Consider the following 15324-nt stretch of genomic DNA (forward strand, 5'->3'; position numbering starts at 1 on the left):
GTCAAAAGGCTCCCATATCCATTAAGCCTGACCTTCAAACATTTTTTCCAGCTCACTAAAACTTGGACGACAATCGTCATAGAGTATTTTGCGCCCCGCATCTACCGATACGATGGGTGGAAATCCGGATTTATAACTGGCTAACGAGACACGAATGCAATCAAATGCCTGAAGCTCATTATTGATGGAATGACCAATAGCCGTGGCTGCCGGACCAACCAGACCGTAGGCAAAGAAGACGCCGAGGAAGGTTCCTGTCAGTGCAGCGGCAATACTGGCACCGATCTGATCCATAGGGCCATTGATGGCACTCATGGTAATGACTATTCCCAGAACCGCGGCCAGAATACCGAACCCCGGTAGCGCATCAGAAACATTTTGAAGCGCTACAGCAGGTCGCATCATCTCGTGCTCTTTTGTTCCTATCTCTTGTTCAATAATCCGTTCGTATTCATGAGCCGAGATACCATCGACTAACGACAGCCGGAGGTTTTCCACAATAAACCCATAGATATGTGGAGTTTTCAGAATAAGAGGAAACTTCTTAAAGACTTCACTGGTATCCGGTGATTCAATATGCTCTTCAAGAACCTTGTTTCCCCCCTTCTTTCTGGCCATCTCAAACAGTGTGTGCAACAACATTAAAAGCTCATCAAAGTAGGCCCGGTTAAAGCCGGTTCCTTTCGCCATATAGGCCATATGCCGTCCGGTAGCACGCACGATTACCATAGGGTTAGCGATCAGAAACGCACCAAAAGCACCGCCAGCGATCATCAGGATTTCCGCTGGCTGCCAGACCGAGATCAGCTTCCCGCCGGCAATCATAAAGCCGCCAAAAATACTTCCCAGCATGGCCAGCAGACCAACAGTTTTCATATCAGGGCTCCCTGCTCCACTCTTCCATAAATGAGCGCAATCTCAACAATGCCTGCTGATGGAGTTGAGAAATTCTGGCTTCAGTCAGCTCCAGTATCTGGCCAATCTCTTTCATGTTGAACTCATGAACGTAATACAGGTTCATCAGTTGCTGTTCTCGCTCAGGCAAAGCTTTCAAGGCTTTTGTCAGTGCTTTATTACACTCATCACCTTCCGTAATGATCTGTATGGAATCGTCATCGCTGACTTCGATGACACTGGCACTGGCTTCGCCATTAGTGAGCGCATCCAGGCTCAACAAAGTGCCAGAGCTGCCGCCCTGCAACATCCGGTGATAACGCTCCACACTGACGCCAAGTTCTGCTGCGATTTCCTGCTCTGAAGGCGAACGTCCCAGCCGGTTTTGCAACGCCTGAATGGCATCCCGAATATTGTGGCTATGTTCACGGTCAGTGCGGCTGCGCCAGTCCCAGTGTCGAAGTTCATCGATCACCGCTCCTCTGATCCGGATTCGGGCATACTGCTCAAACGGGATGTTCTTCCCCGGCTCAAAACGGCTCGCAGCATCCAGCAGGCCCATCATCCCTGCCTGCAGAAGGTCATCTTTTGGAACATCGCCCCCCAGCGCACCGGCAATATGTAGCGCAACTTTTTTCACCAGTCCGAGATGCTCCCGGATGAGTTCATCCCGGGAAACTGTTCCACTCTGTTTCTGGTAGGCATTCAGCCCTTTGCGTTGCTGTAGTGACATAGGGTCAGAACACTATTGAATTACCAGATCAGTAATAATCAGATCATCCATGGTGACCTCAACCTGCTCTTTCACCAAAAGGTCATTAACCCGGGAGATGGACTCTGTGCGAATAGCATCGGGGGCTTCTGGCTTTAATACATCGACGTATTTCAACGTATTCAAATACCGGATAATTTCATTGCGAACCATCGGCCGGTAAGTCTCTAACCGTTTCAATGCCTCAGGATCCCGGCTCATCAATGACAATTTAATCTGCAGGTAGTGGGGACGGGCTTCACTCTTGAGCGTGATAATGAACGGTTCCATTTTCATAAAATGAGGAACCGCCAACTTGTCCGGATCCTCACTCTTCTGTTGCATAAACATCCAGACTGCTCCCCCGGCAACAGCAATAAGCAAAACGGCCATAACCACGAGAGTGATAATAAGCCCCTTGCCTGATTTCTTTTCGACTGCTGCTTCAGTCTGATCCACCCCTTCTGCCATCACGCTTCCCTGCCACTATTAAGCCCCTTGAACAGCAAAGGCAATTAAACAAAATGATCCAGCAGTCGCCCTCCCCCTGAGCGAAACAGCTGCGCACCTGATAAATACTCCACATTGTCTCTCCCCCAATCGGCTTGCAGCAGGGTTTCTGAAGCGGCCATGTTTGCCACCTGATGCCTCCCGGCCTGCCCTCCCTGGCCGGAATGAACATCGACTGATAATTCTGATAAATCCACATTGTGTTCGGCTAAAACCTGTCTCAGTCGTTCAGACTGGTTAAGTAGCAGGTCCCGGGTAGTGGTTGAAGAAGCAGTCACCTGCAGGGCAAGAGATTCTGCATCAAGGGAGACAGACAGAGATAAACGTCCAAGTTCTGGCGGATCAAGCCGGATTTCCAGACCAGTCTCGCCTTTTCTAAGCATCTGGATTAGTTCAGTGCCCAGACGTTGAGGAGATAGTGGCTGAGGAAAAATGACTTCCCGGTGAGAATTGGCAATAGCCTTCTGTTGCATGTTCCCGGCATTGGCTTCAACCGAAGCAGGCACATTCAGTTTTCCCCCATGAGAAACCTGATTCCCATGAATGGATTCAGCTTCTGAGGGCGGAATCAGATTGAATCGTAACTGCTCTCGAATCTTTTCCTGGTCGATAAGAGGATGAACTTCTGGCAAAAAGGGATCAGCTGCCTTAGCCACAATACCTTGCGGCTGTTCAGTTTGGCTGAAAGCATCATTCGTCAGAGCTGCGCCTTGGCCATGGATACCATTTAGCGTTTTTGAATCACCGGTAAAGAGCGTTCTATCAATGGATAATGACTCACTCCCAGAGCTTCTCAATCGTGCTTGAGACAGCTGCTTTGAGCTATTGCCTGGCAAAATCGTTTGACTGCTGATGTCCGATACAGCCCGGAGTCGTTCATTTCGGCCATCCGCCAATTCTGTAACCTCTGGAGTTACCTGATATTGGCTTACCGCGTCTGCACGAACAGAATCAGGCCCTTGCAGACTCATTTGTGCCGAAAATGTCCGACCAATATCTGACCAGGCAAAGTCAGAATAGGATGCCTTGCCAAGATGCATTGTCACTGGAGTGAAAGAACCTACTGACAAGGCGGGCTGCCCCCTATAAGGTTCTAACGGTTGTTCAAGCTCCCCATTCCGGGACATCAGCTGCTCTGGAAAGGCAGGCAGGACGTCTGTCAACCCATTGTTTTTTCCATAAACATCAATTTGTTGATAAATCCGATGAAACAAAAGATGTTGGTCACCAGAAGAAGCCTGTTGCTGCGGTATTGCTCGCACCGGGAGGTTCGTAACGGGCAAATGCTGGATTGCTTTCATTACAACCTTCGGAAATGACTGGCTCGCTGATAGCTGGAAAGTGCCAAGCTATCCTTTCGAGTTTTTTTAATCACGGACAGGCTATCAGCCCGGTGTCGGGTACATACCTGCATCAGGGCGCTGCACAATACCTGTACTCTGGCGAGGGCTCCCTGAACCGGGGGCTGATTGGTTACACCGGCATCAGACATCTGTTGAAAAAATCCCTGCAAATCCTGATTAACAGCCATCATCCGGTCCCAGTCTTTTGATTCAAGAGATGCTTCAAGGTCCAGTTCAAAGGATCTCAGCTTATCGACATAATCAGTAACGGAGAGGTTATGATCTTTCATTTTTAACCTGCGCTGGCTACCACACTGTCTTCAACAGTGCCGTTAACAACCGACTGCCACCCCTCCCTGATCTCCCCCATCAATCCGGAGACTTCATCAATCATGGTCACATCATTACTGGCATTGGCTTCGGTCAGTCGTTTGATGCAGTACTGATAAAGTCCCTGTAAATTATCCGCCAGTTCACCGCCTTTCTCATGGTCCAGGGACTGTTCCAGCACCAACAGGATATCCATGGATAAATTAATTCGGTCAACCTTCTTACTCAGGTCTTTTTCTTCCATGTAGTGACGGGCTTTTGCCAGCGTCTCCATCAGTTTATTAAACAGTGTTGCTACCAGCTGCTCGGGCTTTGCCACTTCCACCGAAGCCCGCTGTTGCTGTTGATAGGCGCTGATCCCTGCCCGCTTCATAAATGCTCCGTATTTACTGGTTATTGCTGTTGTTAATGGACGTCAGATTATTGGTCAGCCACTGACTGGTACCGTTTAAAGAGGCCAGCAGGTTTTCCATAGCGAGGAATTGCTGCTGGTAGTAGCTTTGTGTTCGTTCCAAACGCAGCTCAAGGTCAGCCCGATCATCATTGATGTCATTCAGTGATTCATTAATACGTTTTTCCCTGTCAGCCAGAGCGCCATCGGTTCCCAGAAAACCTACCAGTCTCTCCTCCAGCCGTGTCATTAACCCACTGTCACCAGCAAGTGCTGAAGCCAGTTCATCAAAGTTACCGTTTAGAGCATCATCCAGACGACTGTTATCAATAGAAAGCTCACCGGTACCGGTGGTTTTCAGGCCCAGGTCACCCAGAGTGCGAAAGGGATCCCCGTCATCACCAAACAGCTGGCTCAGCTCCCGACGAAGCTGTGACTCCAGCAAACGGGTCTGGGCATCCCCATTAAGGGCTCCGGCGGATACACCATTGTAATCCGTTAACTGGTCAAAAGTGGTTTTGAGGGTATTCCAGGTATCAACAAATGACTGGATGGACGTTTTAACGGCCTCTTTATCCAGAGTGACGTCCAGTGTGACCGGGGAAGTGGAAGCCGTTTTAAGATCAATCGTGACTCCGTCCACCAGGTTTTCCAGGGTATTATCTGGCGAGGTCACTGTGATGGCAGAAGCACCACTGCCAAATGTAATCATGGCATCCTGAGCAGACTGCAGCTCAGTGAACGAACCAAGGGCTGCTGAGCCACCGGTCAGGCCGCTGAAATCACTGCTGATGGCATAATCTGCACCACTTTCACGGCTGGTGAGCATTAACCGTTGCTGGTCACTGTCGTTAATAATGACGGCCTGAATGCTGTTGTTATCTGCTGAGCTGTTGATGGCGTCCCGCAGCCCGGTGAGTGTATCACTGCCTGCGGCAAGAGTGACCGAGAAGGTTTCACCATTGACGGTGAAGCTGGCGGTGCCCACGCCTATGCTGGCATTGCCGTCTATTGCCTGAGAAGCCAATTGATGACGGCTGGCCATTTGCTCTACGGTAAAGGTGTAGCTGCCTTGTGCAGCAGCACTGGTTACCGAAGCTCCCATCGCGGTTTCATCACTGATCGTAAACGCTCGTGGACTGAAGCCCTCTATGGAATTCAACGATTGAATCTGGCTCTGAAAAGACTCCAGGGATGATTTCAGGGTCCCCACTGCAGAGAGCTCGACCTGGTAGGCCTGTTCATTCCGGTTCAGCCGGGATTCAGTAGGAGCCCGCTCAGCATTGACCAGGGCGGTAACCATGGAAGTGATATCCAGCCCGGAATAAATACCTGAAACACTGAACATAATCAGCCTCTGATTAACCACTATCTATTTGATGTCGGCGTTGCTTTTGAAACATAAAGAACGGGAGCAAAAGCTCCCGTTGAAATAAACAAAACCGCTGCTCACAGAACTTAACGAAGCAGAGATAGTACGTTCTGAGGAATAGCATTGGCCTGAGCCAGAATTGCTGTACCGGCTTGCTGCATTACTTGAGATCTGCTCAAGTCGGCTGTTTCTTTAGCAAAATCAGCATCCATCACCCTGCTGCGTGAAGCCGTCAGGTTTTCGCGGACGTTAGCCAGATTATTTACCGTAGAAGTCAGCCTGTTTTGAGTAGCACCAAGCTGAGCTCGCTGGGCATCTACAAACCTTAATGCATCATCAATTTCGCCAATAGCAGTGGTTGCATCACCTGCAGCAGCAATATGATCATCACTTAAATCAACGGCGGTAACTGCTGCTGCTGCCCCTGCAGTATCACTAATTGATAGACCATCACCAAACGCAGCAACATTGAAATCGGCAATATCAATTGCCACATTGTTTGCGCCACCAGAATAATCTACGGTGATTGTGGCGTTACCACCTGCACTGCCATCTAATAAGGTATTGCCATTAAACGAAGTAGTGTTAGCAATACGATCGATTTCGGATCTTAAGGCAGTAAATTCATCATTTAAAGCAGCTCTATCGCCATCACTCAGTGTCCCGCTGGAAGCTTGCATTGCAAGATCCCGCATACGCTGAAGAGAGGTAGTCATTTCCTCCATTGCGCCTTCTGCAGTTTGTGCCATTGAAATACCATCATTAGCATTTCTCATGGCAACAGACATACCATTAATCTGCACCTGCATTTTGTTGGCTATCTGCAGACCAGCCGCATCATCTTTTGCACTATTAATGCGCAAACCCGACGAGAGGCGTTGCATAGCAGTCTGTAGTCCTGCCTCGGTACGCATCATCTGACGCTGGGCATTCATTGAAAAAGTATTGGTATTTACAGTCATTGCCATTGTTTATTTCTCCATCCATGGATATTCGCTATGAAACTTCAGCGATATTTCTGTTCTTTATAGTTTTAAGAAACGCTGAACCCCCCTATTCGGTGACCACCTGAATCCACTTAAACAAATTAATGATTTTTTTCAGTCGTTTTTAGATTAAAAAAATGATTTTATATATCTTTATATAAATAAATGGGCCAATAACCCGGAACAGAACAAGGAGAGCCCATGACACCGGAAGTTGTGGCAGACCTTTTTAAAGATGCACTGACCCTGATCGTCATCATGGTGTCAGTCATCATTCTCCCCGGCATGCTGGTGGGCCTGGTGATCAGCACCATTCAGGCCGCCACCCAGATCAATGAACAGACACTGAGCTTTCTGCCAAGACTGCTGGCCACCCTTATCACCATTGGCCTGGCAGGCAACTGGCTGATTCAGGAGTTTATGGATCTGTTTATCCGACTCTATGAGCTGATCCCGGAGCTGCTGGCCTGATGATCGGGTTTACCTTCAGCGAGCTGACCGGCTGGCTTGGTCAGTACCTGTGGCCCCTGTTTCGGGTTGCCGCGCTGTTGATGACCATGCCCATGGTCAGCAGTCAGGTGGTTGCCCCCAGAATACGCCTGCTGATGGCATTGGCCATTTCCTTTCTGATAGCACCATTACTACCCACTGTTCCTGCCGTTGAGCCTATATCAGGAGCTGCTCTGCTTATTACCCTGCAGCAATTGGCCATCGGCTTTGCCATGGGATTAATCCTGCAAATTTATTTTGCCATCTTTACCTCAGCAGGTGAGCTGGTATCCATGCAGATGGGACTGGGCATGTCAGTGATGATTGATCCGATCAACGGTGTTCAGATTCCGATCATCAGTCAGCTGTTTCAACTGTTGAGTTTCCTGATGTTTCTGGCCATGGACGGGCATCTTGTGGCCATTACCATCATCATTGAAAGCTTCAACATACTGCCAGTGGCACCGCTTGATCTCTCCCGAATTGTTTTGGAGCAATTGCCAGGGCTGGTGTCATGGATGTTTGCCAGCGCCCTGTTGATGGTGGTGCCCGCTATTATCTCCCTGCTGATTGTCTCCTTTACCTTTGGCGTAATGAACCGCTCGGCACCACAGTTCAATATTTTCAGCCTCGGCTTCCCGCTGACCATGCTGGGTGGGCTGGTTATATTGATGCTGGTCAGCAGTCAGTTTTCCGGAATATTCGTTCGATTCACAGAAGCGGGGCTGGAAGCTCTTTCCAGCCTGCTGTTATAGATGAGGGTTCTCAAGAATGGCCGATGAACCCCAACAGGAAGAACGCACCGAAGAACCTTCTGAGCGAAAAATCCAGAAAAGCCGAGAAGAAGGTCAGGTTCCCCGATCCCGGGAGCTGGTGACTACCGCACTGATTGGCGGTACTTTGCTGGCCATGTGGTTTAGCGGCAACGTCATTAATCAGCGGCTACAAGGAGTCATGCAAAACAGCTTTACCTTTGATAAAGCAGTACTTCGTCAGGAAAACTGGCTGAAAAGCCATTTGATTAACAGCCTTACCGAAGGGTTCTCCGGGCTGATGCCGTTTTTCCTGCTGATCACCCTGGCCACCGTTGGTGCTTCTCTGGCACTGGGTGGCTGGCTTTTCAGTAATAAGCTGCTGCAGTTTAAAGGCGAACGCATCAGTCCGCTGAAAGGACTTCAGCGTATGTTTTCTGTCCGCTCACTGATGGAAGTGGTCAAATCCATTGCCAAACTACTTCTGCTTGGCTTTTGCCTCTGGCTCTCTGCCCAGTGGTTTTTTGCCGAGTTAATGACCATTAACCAGTTATCTATTACCAGTGCCCTTTACCTGGGAGCAGGTTACCTGGTTAAGGCTATAGCGGTGATGACCCTGGCGCTGGTGATTATCTGTATCATTGATATTCCATTTCAGCAATGGAGCCATTTACGCAAGTTACGCATGACACCCAAGGAAATGCGTGATGAAATGAAAGAGCTGGAGGGGCAGCCTGAAGTTCGCTCCCGCTTGAAGGAAAAGCAGCAGGAAATTGCCGGTCGACGTATGATGCAGGCGGTGCCGGGAGCGGATGTGATCATCACCAACCCAACACACTTTGCCGTGGCTATTCGCTACGACCAGAACCGGGCAAAAGCACCCTATCTGGTGGCAAAAGGCGTTGATCAGGTTGCCCTGAGAATGTGCGCAGTGGCCAGGGAGTATAATCGCCCGGTGATTCAATCACCGGTTCTGGCCCGGGTTGTTTATCACACCACAGCACTGAACCAGGAAATAGCCGACGAACTCTATATAGCTGTTGCTCAGATATTGGCTTACATCAAGCACCTGAATGATTATCAGGCTGGAAGAATGCCCACAAGACCAGAAATGCCGGAACCGGAAGTTCCCCGGGCTTTTCAGGAAAAGTGGGATAAGCAGCAGGGATAAACAGGCTTTAACAAGGACCAGACAATGATCAGGGAAGCTCAACGTCTGCTGGGAGAATTATCGGGCAAAACCAATGGACTGCGTATTGGCATTCCATTGATCGTGCTGATGACCCTCGGCATGGTAACACTCCCCATGCCGCCTTTTATGCTGGATGCCTTTTTCACCTTTAATATTGCCCTTTCCCTGCTGGTTTTGCTGGTTAGTGTGTACACACTCAAACCACTGGATTTTGCAGTTTTCCCAACCATTCTGCTGGTATCTACCTTACTCCGTCTTGCACTGAATGTTGCCTCAACCCGTGTCGTTTTACTGAATGGTCATACGGGTCCTGATGCTGCTGGTAAAGTGATTCAATCTTTTGGTGAAGTGGTTATTGGCAACAATTATGTGGTCGGCCTTGTGGTCTTTGCCATTCTGGTCATTATCAACTTTGTCGTCGTTACCAAAGGGGCAGGTCGAATATCAGAAGTTACCGCCCGTTTCACTCTGGACGCTCTTCCGGGCAAGCAGATGGCCATTGATGCCGATTTGAATGCCGGCATCATTGACCAGCAAAAAGCCCATGACCGACGGGAGAGTGTACGACGGGAGGCTGATTTCTACGGTTCCATGGACGGTGCCAGTAAATTTGTCCGTGGCGATGCGGTGGCAGGACTGCTGATTCTCGCCATCAATATTATTGGCGGAATGCTGATCGGTACACTTGGGCAGGGGCTCAGTGCCGGTGAAGCCTTTACTGTCTATTCGCTGTTGACCATTGGTGATGGTCTGGTCGCCCAAATACCCTCACTCTTGTTATCGACAGCCGCAGCCATGATGGTCACCCGGGTGTCAGAATCTGCCGATATGGGAGACCAGGTATCGGAGCAGATGCTGTCATCCCCCAGAGCGATGATGCTGACCGGTGTTATCCTGATCGTTATGGGGCTGGTACCCGGAATGCCATTTATTCCTTTTGTTGGTCTGGGTGCATTGGTCTTACTGGTATTCTGGTGGCTCAGCAAACACTCCACTCCTGCAGAACAAGACAATCCCAAAGAGCAGCAGGACCAAAGCTCATCGAATACCTCCTGGTCATGGGGAGATATTCCGCCGGTAGATACCTTGAAAATGGAGCTGGGCTTCAGACTGATTACCCTGGCTGACGAAAAACAGGGTGGGCAACTGTTAACTCAGATCAAGGGAATTCGCAAAAGCCAGTCCCGCCAGCTGGGCTTTCTGGTTCCCAGTGTGCATATCAAAGACAATTTAAGCCTGAAACCCGATAGCTATACCATCGAATTAAAGGGAGTCACCGTCGCAGAAGGGCAGGTTGACCCGGGAAAGTTATTAGCCATCAACCCTGGTGAGGTATTTGGGGAGCTTAATGGTACCCCAACCAAAGATCCTGCTTACCAGCTGGATGCACTGTGGATTGAACCGTCTGACAGAGATCATGCTTCAGGATTAGGGTATACCGTCGTTGATCCCGCCAGTGTCATGGCAACGCACTTGAATAAAATCATTGATGAACATGCCAGTGAACTGCTTGGTCATGATGAAGTAGAGCAGCTGGTGGATAAGCTACGCCATTACTCCCCGAAACTGGCCGATGAGTTAATTCCCAAAAAAATTTCCATCAGCATTTTTTCCAAGGTACTGAGGGAGTTGTTGATGGAAGATGTACCGGTCAGTGATATTCGTACAATCGGCTCTACGCTATTGGAGTCCTCGGAAAATAAAAAGGAAACCTGGCAGCTCACTGCTGAAGTCCGGGTCGCCCTGCGCCGGGCCATTGTGCAGAACCTGATCGGTCATCAGCAGACACTGCCTGCGGTTACCATGAGTCCAGAGCTGGAGCAGGTGATCATGCAGAGTTTTCAACAGGCGGTAAAAAACAGTCATTTCTCACCGGACTCCCTGCCACTGGAGCCGGGTATCGCTGAACAGCTTCAGCAGCAGTTACCCATTGTTGCTGATAAGTTGATCGCGGAAGGAAAGCCGCCAATCATGCTGGTAAACGATACCATTCGCCCGGCTATGGCCCGCTATGCAAGACTGTGTACTGATGGCATGCACGTACTGTCGTTTAATGAAATACCTGAAAATAAAGAAGTCATTGTCGTAGGTAAAGTCGGGTAAACCCCATAAAAGAAAAGTTGTTTGTTTTTAAAGCTTGATAACGGTATCGTGAAAATAGCTATTTCAACTTCATAAAGGAAGCTGGCAAATTTCGATTAGTGTTCCCTTCGGACAGGTATTTCCATGGATAGGAAATCAAAATCATCACTGAACAGCCGGGAGCTGTCAGGTTCTGCAAAAATACAGAAGGTGCACTCTTCTTCTGAATTTAAAGATCTTGAAACTTATGATCTGACCAACCCGGATTATAAGATTCATGACCTGCTACCTACGCTGGAGCTGATCAACCAGCGTTTCTCACAACTGTTCAGACATGCCATCAGCAGTCTATTCAGGCATAACATTGATGTGCAGTTTGACAGTGTTGATTCATTACAAGTGGGCGATTACCTTGCCAATGACACACCCCCCGATATCAAACATATCTATAAATCAACCACGCTAAAGTGCTCTGGATTTATGGCGATTGAATCTCCAATGCTTTTTTCTCTGGTGGATATATTCTTCAGTGGTTCCGGAGAGAGTGTAAATCCAAAACGCAACGAACTGACAACCGCTGAAATCAGAATATTGCAGAGAGTTCTGAAAGCTGCTGCAGATAAACAGACAGAAGCCTGGGGAAGTATACTCTCGTTCAAAATCAAACTGGCGGATAATTACAACAGCCCGGTTTCAACTCTGTTTCGATCGGACACGGAAATCATTCTGCTGAGCCAGTTTACGCTACAGCTGGGCAGTCAATCCTGCGCATTTCATATCGTCATGCCCTATCAGGCACTGGAACCCGTGAGAGAAAAGCTCCAGGCCTTTAAATTTGCTGAGCAGGACCCCCAGTGGCAACGCAATATGCTGATGGGATTGATGCAGGCCCCGCTGGAAGTATCCTCACGGCTCTGTGAAGTTGATATCAGCCTCAGAGATGTGATGAGACTGAAGCCCGGTCAGATCATCCAGGCCGATGTCCCCCCCAATGTTACCGTCAAAGTTGCAGGCGTACCCTGCTTTAAAGCGTCGGTATGCACGGTACAGAACAGTCTGGCCATCAAGATCACCAAAAAACTGCATAGCGAAGAAGTAGAGGTGTACCAGCACGAGGAGAAGGAAATCCATGAGTAACGAACAAGACGACAGCGCTACCCCAAATGACAGCATGAGCTTTCAGGACAGCCTGGAATCTGAACAATCCACCCAGCCCGTTGAAGAGACAGCCAATCTCCCCCAGGCCATGAGTGACCTGGGGATGATTCTGGATATTCCCGTCACCCTTTCGCTGGAACTGGGCAGCACTAAAATTAATATCGGTGATTTAATGCGCCTGAACAAAGGCTCTATTGTTGAGCTGGAAAAAGAGGCATCAGAGCCATTGGAAGTGATGGTGAATGGCAAACTCATTGCCTATGCCGAAGTCGTGGTTATTCATGATAAATACGGCATTCGTTTCCTGGATGTGGTCAGTGAATCAGAAAGACTGAAGCATATTTCCTGAATGAAAAACCCGAACAATAAATACAGGCTGATGATGTGCGCATTGTCAGCCTTCTTCTGCTTTTTTGCTGTTGACAGTTTTGCCGGGTCAGGCCTGCCACTGATCACGGTAACCAGTAACGGGGATGCAACGGAGTACAGCGCCAGTCTTCAGATCCTGATTCTGATGACCTTGCTCAGCTTTATCCCGGCAGCATTATTGATGATGACCTCGTTCACCCGGATCATCATCGTTCTGGCCATTCTCAGGCAAGCACTGGGTTTACAGCAAACGCCACCAAACCAGGTGTTGCTGGGTATTACGCTGGCGTTGACAATACTGATCATGACGCCACTATTTGAAGACATTTATGCCCTGGCAGTGGTCCCCTATCTGGAAGATAGCCAGACCTTGCTGGAAGCACTGACAAAGGCCAGCTTGCCAGTGAAAGACTTTATGTTGAAACAGACCAGGGAAACGGATCTTGAACTGTTCTTCAGTATCGCCAAACAGGACATACCCGTAAATGTGACGGATACGCCCTTATCAATCGCGATACCTGCTTTTGTGACCAGCGAACTGAAAACCGCTTTCCAGATCGGTTTTATTATTTATATTCCCTTTCTGGTCATTGACCTGGTTGTGGCCAGTGTTTTGATGGCAATGGGTATGATTATGCTGTCACCACAGATGATCTCTCTGCCATTTAAATTAATGCTGTTTGTTCTGGTGGATGGCTGGGCAATGATTATGGGAACGATGGCATCCAGCTTTTTTTGAACAATCGTTAAAAAACGCGTTAAAAAACGGACGCCAGAATAATCAAGCTTCTTTTAGTATTGCTCGCTCAATCAGCTCGGCCTTTTCCCGGAAAAATTTCATCCTGGCATAGAGTTTTAACACTTCCTCGTGAGCCTGACAGGCCTGCTCCTGCTCCAGGTCTGACCAGCAAGGTACCGGTAACTGTTTTAAATCCTGACTGTGGATAAATGGCACATTATTATCTGTACGTATGGAATCAATCAGCTTCTGGCCCGTCTCAGACTTCAGAAATCGAAACAGGACAACCGGGCTAAGGAGCCCATTACCAGGCTTTTGTCGTAAGATAACAAAGGACTGGCCAGCAACCCAGTTATTGCCACATAACTCCGGAACTAATGCCAGTTTTCCCGCCTGCCCCTTTATCGCCAGCAATATATCACCAGCTTGTAATGTCTGCCCTTTCGCTCTTTTCAACCTGTCGGGGCCAATCTGCACAATACGCTTTGGTGCTTCAACCAATCCGGCATCGTTTATATCATTAACAGTTACTTCCATGAATACCCGGATATCCTGCTCATGCTCCCCACCTCTCAACGCCTGGGCACGAATAATCTCAAACCCGTCGTCCAATACTGAAACCGCTCCGTTGGAACGAAAAACCACGGAACGATTGGTTCCTGAATAATGGCCCGGATCCAATGGAAAATTGGTATCGCCAGCACTCAATAAATCAGTGCAATTTACCTGATAACTGACTCCGGTATTTCGGGGGTCCCGGATTTCTTCGACAATCACATCCGGGTTATTTAATCGATACTTTGCTTCCCCACGCTTTTTCACGGCGACGGCCTTAAAATAGTCGTTATCGCTGTTAACAAAGCGGATGATATTGGACGCATCGCCAGCAAAAATAAGCACAAACAGAGGCTGTGCTCGTCCTGGCAATAAACCGGCAGGTAACCGTATAACCCCGGAAAGGCGTCCATCCTGAATCAGCTTTTTCCGGAAGTTACGGCTTTCAGCGGTATTTTTCAGGAGAAAGCGACCAGGAATCACCAGAATCATTGAGCCACTGCATTGGTGAAGCATATGAGTTACAAACAATATCTCCTTCTGACGTATGCCCGAAGAAAATCGGCCAAACAGATCCCTGACTTCATTCACTTTATAGCTGTGATCATGCAATAAAACTCCGACACTATAAGCAAACTGTTGAAGCCTGCCATATTGGAAAAACGCCGGATTCAACACCGGGTCTCCTTCTCGCAGAACTACCTGGCTACTCAGTAAAGCGATAAGAGAGTGCATGGTCTCAGGCTGAGGGTGTTCAGAGAACAGCTGAATATTTTTGCCAACCTGTAAAGGCATGAGGCCAAAGGCTCCATCGCCAGAAAGATAAACAGGATGCTGAAGGTCTTTTGGTAACAGGTTGACCACCAGGTCCCTGACTTCCATGGGCAGAGCTGGCCGCACTTGTAGATATTTACCATAAAGAATATCCGGCAGCTCATCATACCGGATAAGACCATGTCGCTTTGCGGTAGCAAGAGAAGTCGTCAGTCGTTCAAGCTCTGGCGCAGGAATAGCCTGAAGATAATGCTGGTAATTTGACCACGCTGAACTCCAGACGGGATCACTTCTGAAGACAGAAACACCTGACAGACCTGCTGACAATATTTCTGCTATCAATGAGTGGTCAGCAGTCTGGTAGATATCCCCGTTAAATCGTATCTCTTCACTGAGCAGACCATGCTCACTCAAGTAAGACCAGGTTAATAGCTGCCCCATCAGATGGATGTAATCCGGATACCAGCTGTTTTTTCTAAGCTGATCCGGTGCCAGTGCTTTTACTATCTCTCTTCCCATTATCTATCCCTGGTGAAATCAGAAGAAAATAAACAGCAGATGAAGGTAGTCAATGAAGCGTATATTTAATCATCTGCTGATTCGATATTTTGCTGCAGAAAAAGCTAATCAGCAGATG

Annotated in this window: 16 protein-coding genes; 7 read left to right on the top strand and 9 right to left on the bottom strand. The window is 48.6% G+C overall.

What is annotated here, in order from left to right; translation table 11 throughout:
• Positions 1–21 precede the first annotated feature (21 nt).
• The 8 genes from motA to J7438_RS14155 all read right to left on the bottom strand — a co-directional run bounded on the left by motA (position 22) and on the right by J7438_RS14155 (position 6559).
• Positions 22–876, bottom strand: coding sequence for a flagellar motor stator protein MotA (motA, locus tag J7438_RS14120; RefSeq protein WP_209277052.1), 855 nt, complete (start codon positions 874–876; stop codon positions 22–24).
• A gap of 1 nt (position 877) precedes the next feature.
• Complete coding sequence (locus J7438_RS14125) at positions 878–1627, bottom strand: sigma-70 family RNA polymerase sigma factor (protein WP_209200817.1); 750 nt, start codon at positions 1625–1627, stop codon at positions 878–880.
• Between the two features lie 12 nt (positions 1628–1639).
• Complete coding sequence (locus J7438_RS14130; protein ID WP_209277053.1) at positions 1640–2116, bottom strand: flagellar basal body-associated FliL family protein; 477 nt, start codon at positions 2114–2116, stop codon at positions 1640–1642.
• Between the two features lie 44 nt (positions 2117–2160).
• Complete coding sequence (locus tag J7438_RS14135) at positions 2161–3456, bottom strand: flagellar hook-length control protein FliK (protein WP_209277054.1); 1296 nt, start codon at positions 3454–3456, stop codon at positions 2161–2163.
• A complete protein-coding gene (locus tag J7438_RS14140; protein WP_209200814.1) occupies positions 3456–3788 on the bottom strand; it encodes a hypothetical protein in 333 nt (110 codons plus the stop codon). Before J7438_RS14140 ends, J7438_RS14135 begins: the two co-directional genes overlap by 1 nt.
• A gap of 2 nt (positions 3789–3790) precedes the next feature.
• Positions 3791–4201: a flagellar export chaperone FliS gene (fliS, locus tag J7438_RS14145; protein ID WP_209200813.1), complete on the bottom strand. Its 411-nt coding sequence runs from the start codon at positions 4199–4201 to the stop codon at positions 3791–3793.
• A 13-nt stretch (positions 4202–4214) separates the two neighbouring features.
• On the bottom strand, positions 4215–5567 hold the full coding sequence (gene fliD / locus J7438_RS14150) for a flagellar filament capping protein FliD (protein WP_209277055.1): 1353 nt from the start codon (positions 5565–5567) through the stop codon (positions 4215–4217).
• Positions 5568–5677: 110 nt separating this feature from the next.
• Complete coding sequence (locus J7438_RS14155) at positions 5678–6559, bottom strand: flagellin N-terminal helical domain-containing protein (protein ID WP_209277056.1); 882 nt, start codon at positions 6557–6559, stop codon at positions 5678–5680.
• Positions 6560–6778: 219 nt separating this feature from the next.
• On the opposite strand from J7438_RS14155, the gene J7438_RS14160 reads away from it, so the two are divergent.
• The 7 genes from J7438_RS14160 to fliP all read left to right on the top strand — a co-directional run bounded on the left by J7438_RS14160 (position 6779) and on the right by fliP (position 13358).
• A complete protein-coding gene (locus J7438_RS14160) occupies positions 6779–7048 on the top strand; it encodes a flagellar biosynthetic protein FliQ (protein WP_101746788.1) in 270 nt (89 codons plus the stop codon).
• Entirely contained in the window at positions 7048–7821 is a 774-nt protein-coding gene (fliR, locus tag J7438_RS14165; RefSeq protein ID WP_209277057.1) for a flagellar biosynthetic protein FliR, read from the top strand. The genes J7438_RS14160 and fliR overlap by 1 nt, the downstream gene beginning before the upstream one ends.
• A gap of 16 nt (positions 7822–7837) precedes the next feature.
• Positions 7838–8989, top strand: a complete 1152-nt coding sequence (gene flhB, locus J7438_RS14170; RefSeq protein WP_209277058.1) for a flagellar biosynthesis protein FlhB — start codon at positions 7838–7840, stop codon at positions 8987–8989.
• 24 nt (positions 8990–9013) lie between these two features.
• Positions 9014–11113: a flagellar biosynthesis protein FlhA gene (gene flhA / locus J7438_RS14175; RefSeq protein WP_209277059.1), complete on the top strand. Its 2100-nt coding sequence runs from the start codon at positions 9014–9016 to the stop codon at positions 11111–11113.
• Positions 11114–11236: 123 nt separating this feature from the next.
• Complete coding sequence (locus J7438_RS14180; protein ID WP_209277060.1) at positions 11237–12229, top strand: flagellar motor switch protein FliM; 993 nt, start codon at positions 11237–11239, stop codon at positions 12227–12229.
• Positions 12222–12599 carry a flagellar motor switch protein FliN gene (gene fliN / locus J7438_RS14185; protein ID WP_209200805.1) on the top strand — a complete coding sequence of 126 codons (378 nt, stop codon included), beginning with the start codon at positions 12222–12224 and terminating at the stop codon, positions 12597–12599. Before J7438_RS14180 ends, fliN begins: the two co-directional genes overlap by 8 nt.
• Positions 12600–12632: 33 nt before the next feature.
• Positions 12633–13358, top strand: a complete 726-nt coding sequence (gene fliP / locus J7438_RS14190; RefSeq protein WP_286196594.1) for a flagellar type III secretion system pore protein FliP — start codon at positions 12633–12635, stop codon at positions 13356–13358.
• Positions 13359–13400: 42 nt separating this feature from the next.
• On the opposite strand, the gene J7438_RS14195 is transcribed toward fliP, so the two are convergent.
• Entirely contained in the window at positions 13401–15206 is a 1806-nt protein-coding gene (locus tag J7438_RS14195) for an N-6 DNA methylase (protein ID WP_209277061.1), read from the bottom strand.
• Positions 15207–15324 lie beyond the last annotated feature (118 nt).

Source organism: Thalassotalea sp. G20_0, from assembly GCF_017744175.1.
In the GTDB taxonomy this organism is placed as follows: domain Bacteria; phylum Pseudomonadota; class Gammaproteobacteria; order Pseudomonadales; family Endozoicomonadaceae; genus Endozoicomonas.